The organism is Burkholderia sp. MSMB0856 (assembly GCF_001524645.2).
Lineage (GTDB): Bacteria > Pseudomonadota > Gammaproteobacteria > Burkholderiales > Burkholderiaceae > Burkholderia > Burkholderia diffusa.
This window is the reverse complement of the sequence record NZ_CP013427.1, coordinates 438,137-454,608: the sequence shown is the minus strand read 5'-3', so window position 1 is coordinate 454,608 and position 16,472 is coordinate 438,137. Positions and strand designations below refer to the sequence as shown.

Annotated in this window: 16 protein-coding genes and 1 pseudogene; 9 read left to right on the top strand and 8 right to left on the bottom strand. The window is 67.0% G+C overall.

Going from position 1 to position 16,472, the window contains the following annotated elements:
• Positions 1-12 precede the first annotated feature (12 nt).
• The 4 genes from WS87_RS03170 to WS87_RS03155 all read right to left on the bottom strand — a co-directional run bounded on the left by WS87_RS03170 (position 13) and on the right by WS87_RS03155 (position 3,334).
• A complete protein-coding gene (locus WS87_RS03170) occupies positions 13-636 on the bottom strand; it encodes an HAD family hydrolase (RefSeq protein ID WP_059532732.1) in 624 nt (207 codons plus the stop codon).
• Complete coding sequence (locus WS87_RS03165) at positions 633-1,184, bottom strand: cysteine hydrolase family protein (protein ID WP_059820569.1); 552 nt, start codon at positions 1,182-1,184, stop codon at positions 633-635. The genes WS87_RS03170 and WS87_RS03165 overlap by 4 nt, the downstream gene beginning before the upstream one ends.
• Before the next feature lie 62 nt (positions 1,185-1,246).
• Positions 1,247-3,061 (bottom strand): aminopeptidase P family protein, encoded by a 1,815-nt coding sequence (locus tag WS87_RS03160; protein ID WP_059820570.1) that lies wholly within the window; start codon positions 3,059-3,061, stop codon positions 1,247-1,249.
• 18 nt (positions 3,062-3,079) lie between these two features.
• Complete coding sequence (locus tag WS87_RS03155; protein ID WP_059449757.1) at positions 3,080-3,334, bottom strand: hypothetical protein; 255 nt, start codon at positions 3,332-3,334, stop codon at positions 3,080-3,082.
• A gap of 171 nt (positions 3,335-3,505) precedes the next feature.
• Here WS87_RS03155 and WS87_RS03150 point away from each other — a divergent pair, with 171 nt between their 5' ends.
• From WS87_RS03150 to WS87_RS03120, 7 genes are all read left to right on the top strand, one after another.
• On the top strand, positions 3,506-4,267 hold the full coding sequence (locus WS87_RS03150; RefSeq protein ID WP_059820571.1) for a response regulator transcription factor: 762 nt from the start codon (positions 3,506-3,508) through the stop codon (positions 4,265-4,267).
• Between the two features lie 26 nt (positions 4,268-4,293).
• Positions 4,294-5,592: a glutamyl-tRNA reductase gene (hemA, locus tag WS87_RS03145; protein ID WP_059465273.1), complete on the top strand. Its 1,299-nt coding sequence runs from the start codon at positions 4,294-4,296 to the stop codon at positions 5,590-5,592.
• A gap of 81 nt (positions 5,593-5,673) precedes the next feature.
• Positions 5,674-6,756 carry a peptide chain release factor 1 gene (prfA, locus tag WS87_RS03140; RefSeq protein WP_059532743.1) on the top strand — a complete coding sequence of 361 codons (1,083 nt, stop codon included), beginning with the start codon at positions 5,674-5,676 and terminating at the stop codon, positions 6,754-6,756.
• 7 nt (positions 6,757-6,763) lie between these two features.
• Positions 6,764-7,606: a peptide chain release factor N(5)-glutamine methyltransferase gene (gene prmC / locus WS87_RS03135; protein ID WP_059820572.1), complete on the top strand. Its 843-nt coding sequence runs from the start codon at positions 6,764-6,766 to the stop codon at positions 7,604-7,606.
• A gap of 67 nt (positions 7,607-7,673) precedes the next feature.
• On the top strand, positions 7,674-7,985 hold the full coding sequence (grxD, locus tag WS87_RS03130) for a Grx4 family monothiol glutaredoxin (protein ID WP_011883132.1): 312 nt from the start codon (positions 7,674-7,676) through the stop codon (positions 7,983-7,985).
• Positions 7,986-7,998: 13 nt separating this feature from the next.
• A complete protein-coding gene (locus tag WS87_RS03125) occupies positions 7,999-8,595 on the top strand; it encodes a UbiX family flavin prenyltransferase (protein WP_059820573.1) in 597 nt (198 codons plus the stop codon).
• 220 nt (positions 8,596-8,815) lie between these two features.
• Positions 8,816-9,607, top strand: a complete 792-nt coding sequence (locus WS87_RS03120; protein ID WP_059820574.1) for a DODA-type extradiol aromatic ring-opening family dioxygenase — start codon at positions 8,816-8,818, stop codon at positions 9,605-9,607.
• Positions 9,608-9,715: 108 nt separating this feature from the next.
• Here WS87_RS03120 and WS87_RS03115 read toward each other — a convergent pair whose 3' ends face one another.
• Positions 9,716-11,314, bottom strand: coding sequence for an APC family permease (locus tag WS87_RS03115; protein WP_059820575.1), 1,599 nt, complete (start codon positions 11,312-11,314; stop codon positions 9,716-9,718).
• Between the two features lie 420 nt (positions 11,315-11,734).
• Between WS87_RS03115 and WS87_RS03105 the strand changes: the two genes are divergently transcribed.
• Positions 11,735-11,938 carry a cold-shock protein gene (locus WS87_RS03105; protein ID WP_006477070.1) on the top strand — a complete coding sequence of 68 codons (204 nt, stop codon included), beginning with the start codon at positions 11,735-11,737 and terminating at the stop codon, positions 11,936-11,938.
• 102 nt (positions 11,939-12,040) lie between these two features.
• On the opposite strand, the gene WS87_RS03100 is transcribed toward WS87_RS03105, so the two are convergent.
• The 3 genes and pseudogenes from WS87_RS03100 to WS87_RS03090 all read right to left on the bottom strand — a co-directional run bounded on the left by WS87_RS03100 (position 12,041) and on the right by WS87_RS03090 (position 15,593).
• Positions 12,041-13,291 carry an Hsp70 family protein gene (locus WS87_RS03100; protein WP_059820576.1) on the bottom strand — a complete coding sequence of 417 codons (1,251 nt, stop codon included), beginning with the start codon at positions 13,289-13,291 and terminating at the stop codon, positions 12,041-12,043.
• 252 nt (positions 13,292-13,543) lie between these two features.
• Positions 13,544-14,151 (bottom strand): annotated as a pseudogene (locus WS87_RS03095) (nitroreductase family protein).
• Positions 14,152-14,309: 158 nt separating this feature from the next.
• Positions 14,310-15,593: an MFS transporter gene (locus WS87_RS03090; RefSeq protein ID WP_059820577.1), complete on the bottom strand. Its 1,284-nt coding sequence runs from the start codon at positions 15,591-15,593 to the stop codon at positions 14,310-14,312.
• A 217-nt stretch (positions 15,594-15,810) separates the two neighbouring features.
• Between WS87_RS03090 and WS87_RS03085 the strand changes: the two genes are divergently transcribed.
• Positions 15,811-16,434: a TetR/AcrR family transcriptional regulator gene (locus WS87_RS03085; protein WP_059820578.1), complete on the top strand. Its 624-nt coding sequence runs from the start codon at positions 15,811-15,813 to the stop codon at positions 16,432-16,434.
• The last annotated feature ends 38 nt before the right edge of the window (positions 16,435-16,472 follow it).

Genomic DNA, 16,472 nt, shown 5'->3' with positions numbered 1-16,472 from the left:
GCTGCCGGGAGACTACGCGAGCGCGCCCAGCTCGCGCAAACGCGCCTCGGTCGCGGCCGCGCTCGTGTGATGAATGCCGTGCCAGCCGAGCGCCGTCGCGGCCGCCGCATTCTTAGCGTTGTCGTCGATGAACACGAGTTCGTGCGGCGCGATGCCCGGCAGGAACGGATCGATCCGCGCATGCATTTCGCGGTAGATCGCCGGATCGGGTTTCACGAGCTTCACGCGGCCGGACACGACGATGTCCTTGAAGCGCCGCAGCACCGGGAAGTTGTCCCACGCATACGGAAACGTCTGCGCGGACCAGTTGGTCAGCCCGAAGAGCGGCATTCCCTGCGCATCGAGCCGGTCGACGAGCGCGGCGCCTTCGTCGAGCACGCCGCCGATCATCTCGTGCCAGCGCGCGTAGAACGCGCGGATCAGCGCCTCGTGCGCCGGAAACTTCGCGACGAGCTCGCTCGTCCCTTCGTCAATCGTCTGCCCGCCGTCCTGACGGATCACCCAGTCCATCGCGCACACGTGCGTGAGGAACCAGCGGCGCTCGGCTTCGTCCGGAATCAGTTGCCGGTACAGATACTCGGGGCTCCAGTCGATCAGCACGCCGCCGAAATCGAACACCACCGCCTTGATCGTCATGCGAACTCCGTGGCGAGCACGTCGGCAAGCGGACGCGGCGTCACCGAATTGCCCGACAGCGTATTGTTTTCCCACACGAAGTGGTGATGCGCGACGATCTGCGCGGCCGACAGGTGCGTGCGCTCGTTCGTCGTGTGCAGGTCGGACACGACGGTCGTCCGGTAGCCGAGCAGTGCCGCGCGGCGCGCGGCCGAATCGACGCAGAACTCGGTCGCATAACCGCAGATCAGCACCGAACGGATGCCGTGGCCGTCGAGCTGCGCGGCGAGCGGCGTGTCGTGGAACGAATCGCTCATCCGCTTGCGGATGCGCCAGTCGGCACGCCCGACGATCAGTTCCTCATGCAGCGCCCAGCCTGGCGTGCCGGGCACGATATCGTCGTCCGCGTCGCCGTCGTGCTGCACGAAGCACACGGGCGCGTTCGCCGCGCGCGCCGCCGCCGTCAGCCGGTTGATGCCCGACACGACGTCGTCGAGCCGGTACGCGGGCCGCGCCCGCTGCACCAGTCCGCGCTGCATGTCGATCACGATCACTGCGGTGTCTGCCATCGTTTGCCCTCTCGATCATGGTCCGGCCGTCGCGCGGCCGTTGTCGCTCGTTGCGCGTCGCGTCAGATCGGCTGCGTGCGCACGTCGAGCCACGCCTTCGCGTCGCCGCTCACGTGCCGGCCGACGCGCTCGCGCACAGTCGCGTGATACGTGTTCAGCCACGCGCGCTCTTCTTCATGCAGCATCTCGACCAGCACGCAGCGCGTGTCGATCGGACACAGCGTCAACGTCTCGAAGGCGAGGAAGTCGCCGAACTCGGTCTGCCCGCCCGCGCGGTTCACGACCAGGTTCTCGATCCGGATGCCCCATTTGCCGGGCCGGTACACGCCCGGCTCGATCGACGTGATCATCCCCTCTTCCATCGCGGTGTACGGCTCGGCCGGCGCGTAGTGCGAGATGACCTGCGGGCCCTCGTGCACGTTCAGGAAGTAGCCGACGCCGTGGCCGGTGCCGTGGCCGTAGTCGAGCCCGGCCGCCCACATCGGCGCGCGCGCGATCGCGTCGAGCATCGGCGAGCGAATGCCGCGCGGGAAACGAGCACGCGACAGCGCCATCATCGACTTCAGCACGATCGTGAAATCGCGGCGCTGCAGGTCGCTGACCGTGCCGACCGGCACGACGCGCGTGATGTCGGTCGTGCCGGTCGTGTACTGGCCGCCCGAATCGACGAGCAGCAGGCCGTCGCCGGCGATCGTCGCATGCGACTCGGGCGTCGCGCGATAGTGCGGCATCGCACCGTTCGCGTTGAAGCCGGCGATCGTCGCGAAGCTCGGCGACACGTAGCCGGGGCGCCGTGCGCGCGCAGCCGTGAGCTGCTCGTCGATCGTCAGCTCGGTGATCTTCTCGCGGTTCACCGCCTGCTCGAACCACGCGAAGAATTCGGCGAGCGCGGCGCCGTCGTGCTCCATCGTCACGCGCACGTGCTCGATCTCGGCGGACGTCTTGCGCGACTTCGCGAACGTCGACGGGTTCACGGCCTCGACCAGCTTCACGCCGGCCGGCACGGCCTCGAGCGTGCCGAACGTCACGCGGCGCGGGTCGATCAGCAGCGTCGCGCCGTCGGGCAGCGCCGCGAGCGCCGCGCGCGCGGCGTCATACGCGCGGATCTCGACGCCGTCCCGCGCGAGCGACGCGGCCAGCGCCGGCGACACCTTGCCGTCGGCGACGAACAGCGTCGCGCGGTCGGCGCCGATCATCGCGTGCGCGACGAACACGGGGTTGAAGTTGACGTCGGCGCCACGCAGGTTGAACAGCCACGCGAGATCGTCGAGCGTCGACACGAAATGCCATTGCGCGCCCTGCGCGTGCATCGCGCGGCGCACTTCGGCGAGCTTGCTTGCGCGCGTCGTGTCGGCCTGCGGCGCCACGTGCTCGAACACCGCGTCGCCCGGCAGCCCCGGGCGCTCCGGCCAGATCGCGTCGAGCAGGTCGAGATCGGTGCGCAGCGCGATGCCGCGCGCGCTCAGCGCGGCCGTCAGCGCGCGTGCCGCCGCGACGCCGAGCACGGCACCGTCGACGCCGACCGTCGCACCGGCCGGCACGTTCTGCGCGAGCCAGTCGACATGCGGCGCGCTTTGCTGCCCGCCCGTCATCTTCATCAGCTGGACGCCCGTGCCGGCGAGTTCCGCCTCGGCCTGCACCCAGTAACGGCTGTCGACCCACAAGCCCGCGAAATCCGCGGTCACGACCAGCGTGCCGACCGAGCCCGTGAAACCGGACAGCCAGCGGCGCGCCTGCCAGCGTTCGGGCAGGTACTCGGACAGGTGAGGATCGGCGGACGGCACGAGATAGGCGGCCAGGTCCTCGCGGACCATCGCGCCGCGCAACAGCGCGAGGCGAGCCGGCACCGACGAGACTTCGGGGAGACGGGCATTCATGATTTCACCTGAGAGCTTTCAGCGACGGGCAGACACCGCGACCGTCACGGCTACGGCGAGGAACGCGACACCGGTGCAGACCGGCCATTCGAGCGTTTCGCCATCGTAAAACAGTCCAGAGAGATTGCCGGCCATGCGCGCGGCAGCGGCGCCTGCGATGCCGACGAGCACCGCGATCCACCATGCCGGCCGGCCCGTGCGCCGCATCGGATGCAGCCACCGGCCGAACAGCCCGACGGCCGCTCCCAGGACAAGGATTCCAAACCAGTTCATTCGACGCCTTCTATAAATTCAGATTCGTCCCATAGGCGTGAACGTTGCCAGCGACTAGCATCGATTCATCCATCGAACCCGAGACCAGCCGGGCGCCGCGAACATTCGAGTGTAGGGGCCGACCCGACGTTATGGCAAGCGCGCACCGGCAGCCGTATTGAAGAAATCCTCATGCGAATCGCCCTGATCGATCCGGAGGCACGTCATGCTGCGCTCCTGAACCGCCTGCTCTTCGCCGGCGGTCACGTGTGCCACGCGTTTCCGTCCAGCACCGCGTTCTTCGAGTGGCTCGCCACCGATACCTGCGACATGCTGATCACCGGCAACTGGGCCGGCGATCAGCCGGCCGAGGAAGTCATTCCGCGTGCGCAAGCGATCCTGCCCGGCCTGCCGGCCATCGCCGTGATGCAACTGCCACGCGAAAGCGAAGTCGTGTCATGCCTGCACGCGGGCGCCGACGACTGCCTCGTGCGCCCGGTGAGCGGGCCCGAGCTGCTCGCACGGGTGAATGCACTGAGCCGGCGCGCCGGCGTCCGGCGACCGCCGAATCGGTCGCGCGAAATGTATGGCGAATACGCCTTCGATGCGACCCACGGCCTCGTGCGCTTCGGCGACGTGGTCGTCGCGCTCACGCCGAAGGAGTTCCGCTTCGCGCAACTGCTGTTCGCGAACCTGTCCCGGCCCGTGTCGCGCGCTCATATCCTCGAAACCGTGTGGGCCCGCCGCCGCGACATGAAGTCGCGCACGCTCGATACGCACGCGTCCCGGCTGCGCAGCAAGCTGCAGCTACTTCCCGAGCATGGCTACCGGCTTCTGCCGCTCTACGGCTTCGGTTATCAGCTCGACCGCGTGCCGATCGAGCCCCCAAATTCGAGGCCACGCCATGCTGATGCCCGGTATGCCGCGAGTGAGGAAATCACCGAAACGCTATAATATGCCGCTAAACGATAGCCCTCGATATGCAACTCCTCACGATCGGAATCAACCACCACACTGCGCCTGTCGCCCTGCGCGAACGCGTGGCGTTTCCGCTCGAGCAAATCAAGCCGGCTCTCGTCACGTTCAAGAACGTGTTCCTCGGCCCCCAGGCGCCCAATGCGCCCGAAGCGGCGATCCTCTCCACCTGCAACCGCACCGAACTCTACTGCGCCACCGATGATCGTGCCGCACGCGAGGGGGCGATTCGCTGGCTGTCGGAGTACCACCGGATTCCGGTCGACGAGCTCGCGCCGCACGTCTACGCGCTGCCGCAGTCGGAAGCGGTCCGGCACGCATTCCGCGTCGCGTCTGGCCTCGACTCGATGGTGCTCGGTGAAACGCAGATTCTGGGCCAGATGAAGGACGCGGTGCGCACCGCGACGGAAGCCGGCGCGCTCGGCACCTACCTGAACCAGCTGTTCCAGCGCACGTTCGCTGTCGCGAAGGAAGTGCGCGGCACGACCGAGATCGGCGCGCAGTCGGTGTCGATGGCCGCCGCCGCCGTCCGCCTCGCACAGCGCATCTTCGAAAAGGTTTCGGATCAGCGCGTGCTGTTCATCGGCGCCGGCGAGATGATCGAGCTGTGCGCGACGCACTTCGCCGCGCAGAGCCCGCGCGAGCTCGTCGTCGCGAACCGCACGGCCGAACGCGGCCAGCGGCTCGCCGAACGCTTCAACGGGCGCGCGATGCCGCTGTCGGATCTGCCCGCCCGCATGCACGAATTCGACATCATCGTGTCGTGCACCGCGTCGACGCTGCCGATCATCGGCCTCGGCGCGGTCGAACGCGCGGTGAAGGCACGCCGCCATAGGCCGATCTTCATGGTCGACCTCGCGGTACCGCGCGACATCGAGCCGGAAGTCGGCAAGCTGAAGGACGTGTTCCTCTACACCGTCGACGATCTCGGCGCGATCGTGCGCGAAGGCAACGCATCGCGCCAGGCCGCGGTTGCGCAAGCCGAGACGATCATCGAGACGCGTGTGCAGAATTTCATGCAGTGGCTCGACACGCGTAGCGTCGTGCCGGTGATTCGTCACATGCATACGCAGGCCGACGCGCTGCGCCGCGCGGAAGTCGAGAAGGCGCAAAAGCTGCTCGCGCGCGGCGACGATCCGGCGGCAGTCCTCGAAGCGCTGTCGCAGGCGCTCACCAACAAGCTGATCCACGGCCCGACGAGCGCGCTCAACCGCGTGAACGGCGCCGACCGCGATTCGCTGATCGACCTGATGCGCGGCTTCTACCAGCACGCGCCTCGCTCGAACGACCAGTCCGGCCACTAGCGCCGGCCGGTTGCCCTGCCGCCGGCCGCGAGCCGGCCTATCCTTTCCGAATACCCTTGCCCGGGAGCGCCGCTCCACACCATGAAGACGAGCATGCAACGCAAGCTCGACCAGCTGTCTATCCGGCTGGCCGAACTGAACGACCTGCTGAGCCGCGAAAACGTCACGGCCGACCTCGACCAGTACCGCAAGCTGACGCGCGAACACGCGGAACTCGGCCCGGTCGTCGAGCAATACGCGCTGTGGCGCCAGTCGCGCAGCGACGAGACGGCCGCGCAGGAACTGCTCGCCGATGCGTCGATGCGCGATTTCGCCGAAGAGGAAATTCGCAGCGCGCGCGAACGCATGGTTCGCCTCGAAGGCGAATTGCAGAAGATGCTGCTGCCCAAGGACCCGAACGACGACCGCAACATCTTCCTCGAAATCCGCGCCGGCACCGGCGGCGACGAATCGGCGCTGTTCGCGGGCGACCTGCTGCGCATGTACCTGCGCTTCGCGGAACGCCAGCGCTGGCAGGTCGAGATGATGTCGGAGAGCCCGTCGGACCTCGGCGGCTACAAGGAAGTGATCGTGCGGATCGCGGGCCAGGGCGCCTACTCGCGCCTGAAGTTCGAATCGGGCGGCCATCGTGTGCAACGCGTGCCGGCGACCGAGACGCAGGGGCGCATCCACACGTCCGCCTGCACGGTCGCGGTGATGCCGGAAGCCGACGAGATCGGCGAGGTCGAGATCAATCCGGCCGACCTGCGGATCGACACGTTCCGCGCGTCGGGCGCGGGCGGCCAGCACATCAACAAGACCGATTCGGCCGTGCGCGTCACGCACATCCCGACCGGGATCGTCGTCGAGTGCCAGGACGACCGTTCCCAGCACAAGAACAAGGATCGCGCGCTGAAAGTGCTCGCCGCGCGCATCAAGGACAAGCAGTATCACGAGCAGCACGCGAAGGAAGCGGCGACGCGCAAGAGCCTGATCGGCTCCGGCGACCGCTCGGAACGGATCCGCACGTACAACTTCCCGCAGGGCCGGATGACCGACCACCGGATCAACCTGACGCTGTACCGGCTCGAGGCGCTGATGGACGGCGATCTCGACGAACTGATCGGCGCGCTCGTCACCGAACACCAGGCCGAACTGCTCGCGTCGCTCGGCGACACCGACTGAGGTCGCGATGCCCGACACCACCGCCGACGAACTGCTGCGCGCGTCGTCGCTCGACCCGGTCGATGCGCGCGTACTGCTCGCGCACGCGCTGGGCTGGACCCGCACGCAGTTGATCACGCGCGGCGACGCCCCGCTCGAACCGGCCGCGATCGCGCGCTACCGCGCGCTCGAAGCGCGCCGCGCGGCCGGCGAGCCGGTAGCGCAGCTCGTCGGGATGCGCGAATTCTTCGGCCGTCCGTTCGACGTGACGCCCGACGTGCTGATCCCGCGCCCGGAAACCGAACTGCTCGTCGAAGCCGCGCTCGACGCCATCGACGGACGGCCGCATCCGGCGGTGCTCGATCTGGGCACCGGCAGCGGCGCGATCGCCGTGTCGATCGCCGCCGAACGGCCCGATGCGCGCGTGTGGGCGCTCGACCGTTCGCCGGCCGCGCTCGAAGTCGCGCAACGCAACGCGAACAAGCTGCTCGACGCGCGCCGCCCCGGCGGCCCGCTGCACTGGCTGCAGAGCGACTGGTACGCCGCGCTCGATCCGCTGCTCGCGTTCGACGCGATCGTCAGCAACCCGCCGTACATCGCGCAGCACGATCCGCACCTCGCGCAGGGCGACCTGCGGTTCGAGCCGCGCGGCGCGCTCACCGACGATGCCGACGGTCTCAGCGCGATCCGCACGATCGTCGCCGGCGCCGGCGCGTATATGAAACCCGGCGGCACGCTATGGATCGAGCACGGCTACGACCAGGCCGAAGCCGTGCGCGCATTGCTCCTGTCACGCGGCTTCATCGCGGTCGAATCGCTCGCCGATCTGGCCGCGATCGAACGCACGACGGGCGGTCGCCGGCCCGGCTGATGGCCGGCCCGCCCGGTTGAAATCCGCTATCATTTCGTTCTAACGCCCCGCAAACGCAAGGTCAGACATGGACACCCAACAACGTATCAAGCAAATCGTCGACGAAAACCAGGTCGTGCTCTTCATGAAGGGCAACGCGCAATTCCCGATGTGCGGCTTCTCGGGCCGCGCCGTGCAGGTGCTGAAGGCCTGCGGCGTCGACCAGTTCAAGACGGTCAACGTGCTGGAAGACGACGAAATCCGCCAGGGCATCAAGGAATTCTCGAACTGGCCGACCATTCCCCAGCTGTACGTGAAGGGCGAATTCATCGGCGGCTCGGACATCATGATGGAGATGTACCAGTCCGGCGAACTGCAGCAACTGTTCGCCGCCGCGTAACGTCCCCTTCCCGATGGCATCTCCCAGCGCGCCGCCACGCCGGCTGATCGTCGCGATCACCGGCGCCACCGGCGCGGTCTATGGCGTGCGGCTGCTCGAACTGCTGCGCGCCGCCGGCGGCGTCGAAACGCATCTGCTGGTTTCGAACGCCGGCTGGCTCAATATCCAGCATGAACTGAAGCTGTCGAAGGCCGAGGTCGGAAGCCGGGCAGATGTCGTGCATTCGGTGCGCGATGTCGGCGCGACGATCGCATCCGGTTCGTTCGCGACCGACGGGATGGTGATCGCGCCCTGCTCGATGAAGACGCTCGCGAGCGTCGCGCACGGCCTGTCGGACAACCTGATCACGCGCGCGGCCGACGTCACGCTGAAGGAACGCCGCCGCCTCGTGCTGATGGTGCGCGAAACGCCGTTCAACCTCGCGCATTTGCGCAACATGACCGCCGTGACCGAAATGGGCGGCATCGTGTTTCCCCCGCTGCCCGCGTTCTACGCGATGCCGAAGACGATCGAGGAACTCGTCGACCAGACCGTCACCCGCGTCCTGGATCTGTTCGCACTCAATGCACCGATGACGACGCCGTGGGCTGGCATCCGGCCGGCGGAGTAAGCCGCTCGACACGGCGCTTCGGCGCCGTTCTTCATGCATCTTCGCCGATTCAGCCGCCTTCCCGCTCGATCCGGCAATCTCAAGCCTCGACCTGCCATCGAAGGCCCGAAGCCGCCCAATTATCAACAAACAAGATTCAATCAAATTCCATTTAGCCGGTTTATCAATGTTTGGTGTGCGCCTATAGTCACAGGCAAATCCCTTTTGCAGGCTCCCCACCATGAACCGCTTGCCCTCGCTTTACCTGTCCCACGGCGCCCCGACGCTGCCGATCGACCCGACACTCCCCTCCGGAGCGTTCACGCACCTCGGCGCCGAATTGCCGCGTCCGCGCGCGGTGCTGATGCTGTCCGCGCACTGGGGCACGCAACAGCCGGTCGCGAGCGTGGCCGCGCATCCTGAAACGATCCATGACTTCTACGGCTTCCCGCGCGCGCTGTACGAAATCCAGTACCCGGCGCCAGGCGCGCCCGAGGTCGCCGAACGGGCGGCCGCGCTGCTGAATGCAGCCGGCATCCCGACCGCGACGACCGAGCACGGCCTCGACCACGGCGCGTGGGTGCCGATGCTGCTGATGTTCCCGAAAGCCGACGTGCCCGTCGCGCAATTGTCGATCCAGCCGCGCGCGGACGCCGCCCATCACTTCGCGCTCGGCCGCGCACTGCGGCCGCTGCGCGACGAAGGCGTGATGGTGATCGGCTCGGGCCAGATCACGCACAACCTGCGCGCGGCCGATTTCAGCGCGGCGCCCGAGGATGCGGACCCGCGCGTCGCGGAATTCACCGACTGGTTCGAGGCGAAGCTCGCCGCGCGCGATGTCGACGCGCTGCTCGACTATCGCCGGCAGGCGCCGCATGCCGCGCTGATGCATCCGACCGACGAACACCTGCTGCCGGTGTTCACCGCGCTCGGCGCGGCCGACGACGACTACCAGCTCGGCATCCAGTCGCTCGGCACGTATCAACGCGTGCTCGCGATGACGAACTACGTGTTCGGGAGCGCGGCCGCCTGAATCCGGCGACACGGCCGGCGGCAGCAAACAAAAAGCCCGCCCGAGCGGCGCTCGGACGGGCTTTTTCAACGCTTTCCGCCACCGCCGATTCCGGTGGCGGGTCAGGCGTCAGGCACCGACCCCTTCGAGGATCTCGTCGTGCGACTCACGCTCGTCGAGATACTGGGTCCGGTAGCCCGTGTTCACGCCCCAGAAGTAGAACACCAGCGAGAGGGCCGCGACGATCAGCATGTCCCAGCCGTACGGCAGCACACCGTAACCGCCGAACTCCTTGCTGCCGATCAGCGACAGCACGGCCATCGTCGGCAGGTACGCGACCAGCCACCACGCGGCCTTCAGGTCGGCGCCCCAGCCGGTCCAGCCCGACTTCGCCTGGAAGTAGAAATACACCGGCAGCGCGACGATCATCAGCAGGATGATTTCGCCCGTCAGCGGCCATTTCGCCCAGTACAGGATCAGCGACGCGCAGACGAACGCGAACGGTGCGATCAGCTTCATCAGCGGGATCGACAGCGGACGCTCGATGTCGGTCGCCGCGCGGCGCAGCGCCATCAGGCTGATCGGGCCGGTCAGGTACGAGATCACCGTCGCAACCGAAATCACCGCCGCGAGCGAGCTCCAGCCGCGGAAGAAGAACAGGAAGATGAACGACACGAGCAGGTTGAACCACATCGCCTGGCGCGGCACGCCGTAGATCGGGTGCACGTTGCCGAACATCTTCGGCATCGTGTTGTTACGCTCCATCGCGTAGATCATGCGGGTGGTCGTCGCCATGTAGGTCGTGCCAGTGCCGCTCGGGCTGATGAACGCATCGACATACAGCAGGATCGCGAGCCAGTTCAGGTTCAGCGCGATCGCGAGTTCCGCGAACGGCGACGAGAAGTTGAAGTGCGACCAGCCCTTCGCGACGTCGGCCGGATTCACCGAGCCGATGTACGCCATCTGCAGCAGCACGTAGATCACGAGTGCGATCAGGATCGACGTGATCACGGCGAACGGCACGCTGCGCGACGGATTGCGCGCTTCACCGGCCAGGTTCACCGGGCTCTGGAAGCCGTTGAACGCGAACACGATGCCGCTCGTCGCGACCGCGGTCAGCACGGCCGACCAGCCGTACGGCGCGAAGCTTGCATTCGACGCGGTGCCGAGGTTTTCCGAATGGAAGCTCGACATCATCAGGCCGAGGATCGTGAGGCCGGGGATCAGGAACTTGAAGATCGTGATCGCGGTGTTCGCACGCGCGAAGGCCTTGACGCCCCAGTAGTTCAGCATGAAATAGATGACGACCAGCACGGCCGACAGCAGCAGGCCGGGTGTCGTCAGCTCGCCGTTCACGAACAACGCGTGCGCCCACGGATACTGCCACGTGCTCATGTACTGGATCGATGCTTCCGCCTCGATCGGAATCACCGATACGATCGCGATCCAGTTCGCCCACGCGCTGATGAAGCCCACCAGCGACCCATGCGAGTAGCGCGCGTAGCGCACCATGCCGCCCGACTCGGGGAACATCGCGCCCAGTTCGGCATACGTCAGTGCAATCGCGAGAATCACGACCGCGCCGATGATCCATGCGCAAATCGCCGCCGGACCGGCAATCTTCGCAGCCTTCCAGGCGCCGAACAGCCAGCCCGAGCCGATAATCGAACCCAGTCCCGTCAGCATGAGTGCAAACGGGCCGATGTTCCGTTGAATAGAACTCTTCACATCCTCTCCTATGTCTCAAAAAGCATGGTCGGCCCGCTGTCCGGGATCGGCTCGGATAGCACCGCGCATGCAATTTTGGGGGGAAGGATCACCCGATCGGGGCAACCCTTCCACGCGGCGCGTAGTTTAACGGTTGCACCTGCAAGTTGGCGCCAAAATCGTTCGGCCCCTACAAAAAATTCGCGTCGTTTGCAAGGTTTGTAAACCTTAACTCCGCAATAACCCTGAGTGCATGGAAATACGGTTGACCGCGCGCCCGAATAGCCGTATAAACGACGTTGCAGGATTTCAAGCGGCGAGTGAATTGGTTCTTTCGTAGTTCGCCCATCAACGGTACTCCGGTTGGTCCCATTACCCCCTTCCTTGATTTTCCGCACCCATGGGCCTCGGCCCCGTTTTATCTTTTTAGGAACAAGTAACATGGCAACCGGTACCGTCAAGTGGTTCAATGACGCAAAGGGCTTCGGCTTCATCACCCCGGAAGGCGGCGGCGACGATCTGTTCGCGCACTTCTCGGAAATCCGCGTCGAAGGCTTCAAGACGCTGCAAGAAAACCAGAAGGTTGAATTCGAAGTGAAGACGGGCCCGAAGGGTCTGCAAGCTGCGAACATCCGTCCGGTCTAAGTTCGGCGCGATATTTCGTGTAAAAAAGCCCCGCTTCGGCGGGGCTTTTTGTTTTCCGGCGCGGGCAGCCTTGCGGCCGCCGCCGATCCGAATGGCGTTCGGTCAGCCGAACAGCCGCTGCGCGTGAATGCCGAGCCCGGTCGCGACGCTCGCGAGGCGATCGCCGAACACCGGCTGCGCATCCGGGAACGCACCCGCGAGCGCACCCGACAGGAACGCGAGCCCGGTCGAGCCGCCAGTGAAATACAGCGCGCCGACGTCGCGCGGCGCGATACCCGCAAGCCGCACCGTTTCGCGCGCGGCATCGACGATGCGCGCGGTGTCGTCCACGCTCGCATCGACGAGGCGTTCGGCGTCGAACGCGATCTGCAGATCCTCTTCCACGTCGTTCAGGTCGATCATCGTCTCCCCGCCCGCCGCCACGCCAATCTTCGCTTCTTCCGCGCGCGCCATCAGCGCATGCCCGAGCCGTTGCTCGACCACGCGCGTGAGCCGGTCGTACTGCCGTACGTCCTGGTACAGATGCTTCATCAGCTTCAGCTCGCCCAGCCGCTTCGGCGTATAGACCGTGTTGATCAGATGCCAGGTCGCGAGGTCGAAATAGATCCGGTTCGGCAGCTCGCGCCCCTCGGGATCGAGCGAGCGGTAGCCGAACGCCGGCAGGATCGCCGCCAGCTCGACGCGACGGTCGTAATCGGTACCCGCGACGTGCACGCCATGGTGCGCGAGCACGTCGTCCTTGCGCTCGAGGCGCGCCATGCGCTCCGGCCCGACGCGCACCAGCGAGAAGTCCGACGTGCCGCCGCCGATGTCGGCGACCAGCACGAGCCGCTCGGCCTGCTGGCGTGACTCGTAGTCGAAAGCGGCCGCGATCGGTTCGTACTGGAAATGTACGTCCGTGAAACCGACCGACTGCGCAGCCGCTTCGAGCTGGTCCTGCGCGAGGCGGTCGGCGCGCGGATCGTCGTCGACGAAGAACACCGGCCGGCCGAGCACCGCGCGCCCGATCGGCGCGCCGGCGCGCGCTTCGGCCTTGCGCTTCAGGTGCGTCAGGAAGCGCGCGATGATCTCCGTGTACGCCATCGCGCTGCCGTCGCCGAGATCCGTCGTGGTTTCCGCGAGCGGCGAGCCGAGGATGCTCTTCATCGAGCGCATCAGGCGGCCGTCGAAACCGTCGATATAGGATGCGAGCGCCGCACGGCCATATTCGACCGTCTGCTCGTCGTTGTTGAAGAAGATCGCGGTGGGCAGCGTCAGGTGGTCGCCCTCGACGGGCGCGAGGCGCATGCCGTCGCCGTCGGGCAGTGCCACGGCGGAATTGGACGTGCCGAAATCGATCGCGCAGTAAGTCATGGGAAGGTGCCGCTGCATGGCCGGCGCGAAAACGGAAAGGACGGGCTTTTTAACATGAAGCCCGCCGGATCACAACCGGATCGCCCACCGATGCCGGTGCAACCGGCCCGGCGCCGCGATCGGGCGCACCCGCGGCGCGCCGGCGACGGGTGCGGACGGGGGATCCTGCGCCACGCCTCCACGCCGCCCGCTTGCGGCGCGCCGGCAACTGACGCGGACCGTGTGCTCGACGAACGCCTGCCCGCTTGCGGATCAGGCTGCGGCGTCGAAACCCTTCTTCCATGCGCCCGCATAGACGACTTCGCCGATCGCGTGACGCGTACGCGGCGCCCCTTTTCGCGATCGCGCAGCACCGGATCGAGCTTGTCGACGTTGCCGTAGTGGCCGAGCGAGATGATCGCCGGAATCGCGACGTCGGCCGGAATCTCGAATGCGTCGCGGAACGCCTTCGCGTCGAAGCCGCTCATCTGGTGTGCGGCGAGACCCAGCGCATGCGCCTGTAGCACCAGCGACATCGCGGCCGCGCCCGCGTCGTACAGCGCGGTCGGCGCCGGCTCGCCCTTCGGCGTGAGCGTGTGCGCGGTCACGGCGATCAGCACCGGCGCCGGCGCGTTCCAGCCCTGGTTGAACGGCACCAGCGTCGCGAATGCGCGCTTGAACGCCGCTTCGTCCTGCGTGCGGTCGAACACGATGAAGCGCCACGGTTGCGCGTTGTACGCGGACGGCGCCCAGCGCGCGGCTTCGAGCACCGCATGCAGATCGGCGCTGCTGATCGGCTCGTCCGAATACGCGCGCGGGCTCCAGCGACCCGCGATCAGGTCGTGAATCGAAACAGTGGTGGGTGCAGGTTTGACGGACATGCGGTTCCTCGCTGACATCGATGAAGGGGCGCGAACGCCCGGCGAACCGCAAGCATAACCGCTTGAGGCGTCACGCGCCCGGTCATCCCGCGCAATGCAAATCACCGATTCCGCATTGACCGGCCGCGCCCGCGCACGGGCCGGCCGGAACGCCGCGCTCAGGCGGCCTGCGCGGCCGCGCGGGACGGGCCGCGGTTGATCCGCAGCACGATCAGCGCGCCGACGATGCAGAGCCCGCCCGAGATCATCGACGCGATCGTATAGGTGCCGAGGCTGGCACGCAGCAGCCCCGCGCCGAGCGCCGCGAATGCCGCACCGAGCTGGTGGCCCGCGACGATCCAGCCGAACACGACCGGCGCCGCGGCCTTGCCGAACACGTCGGTGGCGAGCCGTACCGTCGGCGGCACGGTTGCGATCCAGTCGAGCCCGTAGAACATCGCGAACAGCGGCAGCCCGAAGAAATCGATGCCGAACGCATGCGGCAGGTAGATCAGCGACAACCCGCGCAGCCCGTAGTACCAGAACAGCAGCACGCGGTTGTCGTAGCGGTCGGACAGCCAGCCCGACAGCGTCGTGCCGAACAGATCGAACACGCCCATCGCGGCGAGCAGCGATGCGCCCTGCACTTCGGTCATCCCGTAATCGCTGCACATCGCGATCAGGTGCGTGCCGACATAGCCGTTAGTGCTCGCACCGCAAATGAAGAAGCTGAAGAACAGGAGCCAGAAGTCGCGCGAGCGGCTCGCCGTCAGCAGCGTGCGGAACGCGACCGCGAGCGGGTTCTCCTTCGTCGCGTCGGGCGCGGCCGGCGTATCGGCCGGCTCGCCGTACGGGCGCAGCTTCACGTCGGCCGGCCGCTCGGGCAGCAGGAACGCGACCAGCGGAATCACGATCGCGGCCGCCACGGCGACGACCAGCACGACCGGCCGCCAGCCATGACGCTGCGCGATCGCCGCGAGCATCGGCAGGAACACGAGCTGGCCAGTGGCCGTGCTCGCCGTCAGGATGCCCATCACCAGGCCGCGCCGCGCATGGAACCAGCGCGTGACGAAGGTCGCCGACAGCGTCAGCGCGACGACACCCGTCGAGCAGCCGACCATCAGCCCCCAGATCACGACCATCTGCCAGCTCTGCGTCATCATCGACGACAGCGCGACGCCCGCGCTCATGGTCACCAGCGCGGTCAGGATCGTGGGCCGCAGCCCGAAGCGCTGCATCGCCGCCGCCGCGAACGGGCCCGTCAGGCCGTACAGCGCGATGTTCACCGAAATCGCCAGCGAAATCGCCGCGCGGCTCCAGCCGAGTTCGCGCTCGAGCGGCACCATCAGCACGCTCGGTGTCGCGCGCGTGCCGGCCGCGGCCAGCAGGATCAGGAAAACCACCGCCGCCGCGAGCCATCCGTAATGGAAACGCCCGCCGATTCGTGTCACTGCCCAGTTCATGTCATCGCTCTCCAGTTGGCGGCCCGGCGCCCGCGCGCCTGCCCCGCCTCACCACCGGGCCACCTCCGCCGCACACTGCATCGGCTGACCCGGGCCGATACCTGGCATTCGTCTGTCGATCCGGTCGGCATTGTTACCGCTCGGTCACAAGTGTGTTGCGATCGTAGTTACCAGTCGGTAACATGTCAAGCAATTCACCACGCAGTCGAGGGTCATCATGTCGGGCATCGAGGCCGCCAACAAGCCGCCGGCACGCCGCACGCGCCAGCCGATCGCCGCGGCCGCCGCGCAGGAACACCTGCTGCGCGCCGCCGAGGAGCTGTTTTACAAGGAAGGGGTGCGCGCGGTCGGCGTCGAGGCGGTCGTGGAACGCGCGGGCGTCAACAAGATGAGCCTGTACCGCCAGTTCTCGTCGAAGGACGAGCTGATCCTCGCGTATCTCGAACGGATGGATGCGTGCTTCTTCGAGCGCCTCGATTCGAGCGTCGCGAAGCATCCGGGCCAGCCGAAAGCGCAGTTGATCCAGTATTTCGTCGATCTCGCGGAGCGCGCGACGCAGAAGGACTATCGCGGCTGCCCGTTCGTCAACGTCGCGGCCGAATTTCCCGATGCGTCGCATCCGGCGCGCGAGCGCGTCGCGCGGAACAAGGAGCAGTTGATGAAGCGGCTCGTCGAACTATGCGAAGGCGCAGGCGCCCGGCAGCCGAAAGCGCTCGCCGACGCGCTCGCGCTCGTGGTCGAGGGCATCTACGCGGCCAGCCAGACCTACCGGCACGGCGAAACGCCAATCGGCACCGCGCCCGCGCTGGTCACGCAACTGATCGAAGCCGCCTGCGCATGACGGGCGGCGCACGCGCGAACCTTGCGTGCCCGCCCCCG

Excerpts from the sequence above, each read along its gene's own strand:
- WS87_RS03170 (WP_059532732.1), bottom strand. The coding sequence starts at position 636 with ATGACGATCAAGGCGGTGGTGTTCGATTTCGGCGGCGTGCTGATCGAC.
- WS87_RS03100 (WP_059820576.1), bottom strand. The coding sequence starts at position 13,291 with ATGACTTACTGCGCGATCGATTTCGGCACGTCCAATTCCGCCGTGGCA.
- WS87_RS03165 (WP_059820569.1), bottom strand. The coding sequence starts at position 1,184 with ATGGCAGACACCGCAGTGATCGTGATCGACATGCAGCGCGGACTGGTG.
- WS87_RS03090 (WP_059820577.1), bottom strand. The coding sequence starts at position 15,593 with ATGAACTGGGCAGTGACACGAATCGGCGGGCGTTTCCATTACGGATGG.
- prfA (WP_059532743.1), top strand. The coding sequence starts at position 5,674 with ATGAAGACGAGCATGCAACGCAAGCTCGACCAGCTGTCTATCCGGCTG.
- WS87_RS03120 (WP_059820574.1), top strand. The coding sequence starts at position 8,816 with ATGAACCGCTTGCCCTCGCTTTACCTGTCCCACGGCGCCCCGACGCTG.
- WS87_RS03085 (WP_059820578.1), top strand. The coding sequence starts at position 15,811 with ATGTCGGGCATCGAGGCCGCCAACAAGCCGCCGGCACGCCGCACGCGC.
- prmC (WP_059820572.1), top strand. The coding sequence starts at position 6,764 with ATGCCCGACACCACCGCCGACGAACTGCTGCGCGCGTCGTCGCTCGAC.
- grxD (WP_011883132.1), top strand. The coding sequence starts at position 7,674 with ATGGACACCCAACAACGTATCAAGCAAATCGTCGACGAAAACCAGGTC.
- hemA (WP_059465273.1), top strand. The coding sequence starts at position 4,294 with ATGCAACTCCTCACGATCGGAATCAACCACCACACTGCGCCTGTCGCC.
- WS87_RS03160 (WP_059820570.1), bottom strand. The coding sequence starts at position 3,061 with ATGAATGCCCGTCTCCCCGAAGTCTCGTCGGTGCCGGCTCGCCTCGCG.
- WS87_RS03150 (WP_059820571.1), top strand. The coding sequence starts at position 3,506 with ATGCGAATCGCCCTGATCGATCCGGAGGCACGTCATGCTGCGCTCCTG.
- WS87_RS03125 (WP_059820573.1), top strand. The coding sequence starts at position 7,999 with ATGGCATCTCCCAGCGCGCCGCCACGCCGGCTGATCGTCGCGATCACC.
- WS87_RS03155 (WP_059449757.1), bottom strand. The coding sequence starts at position 3,334 with ATGAACTGGTTTGGAATCCTTGTCCTGGGAGCGGCCGTCGGGCTGTTC.
- WS87_RS03105 (WP_006477070.1), top strand. The coding sequence starts at position 11,735 with ATGGCAACCGGTACCGTCAAGTGGTTCAATGACGCAAAGGGCTTCGGC.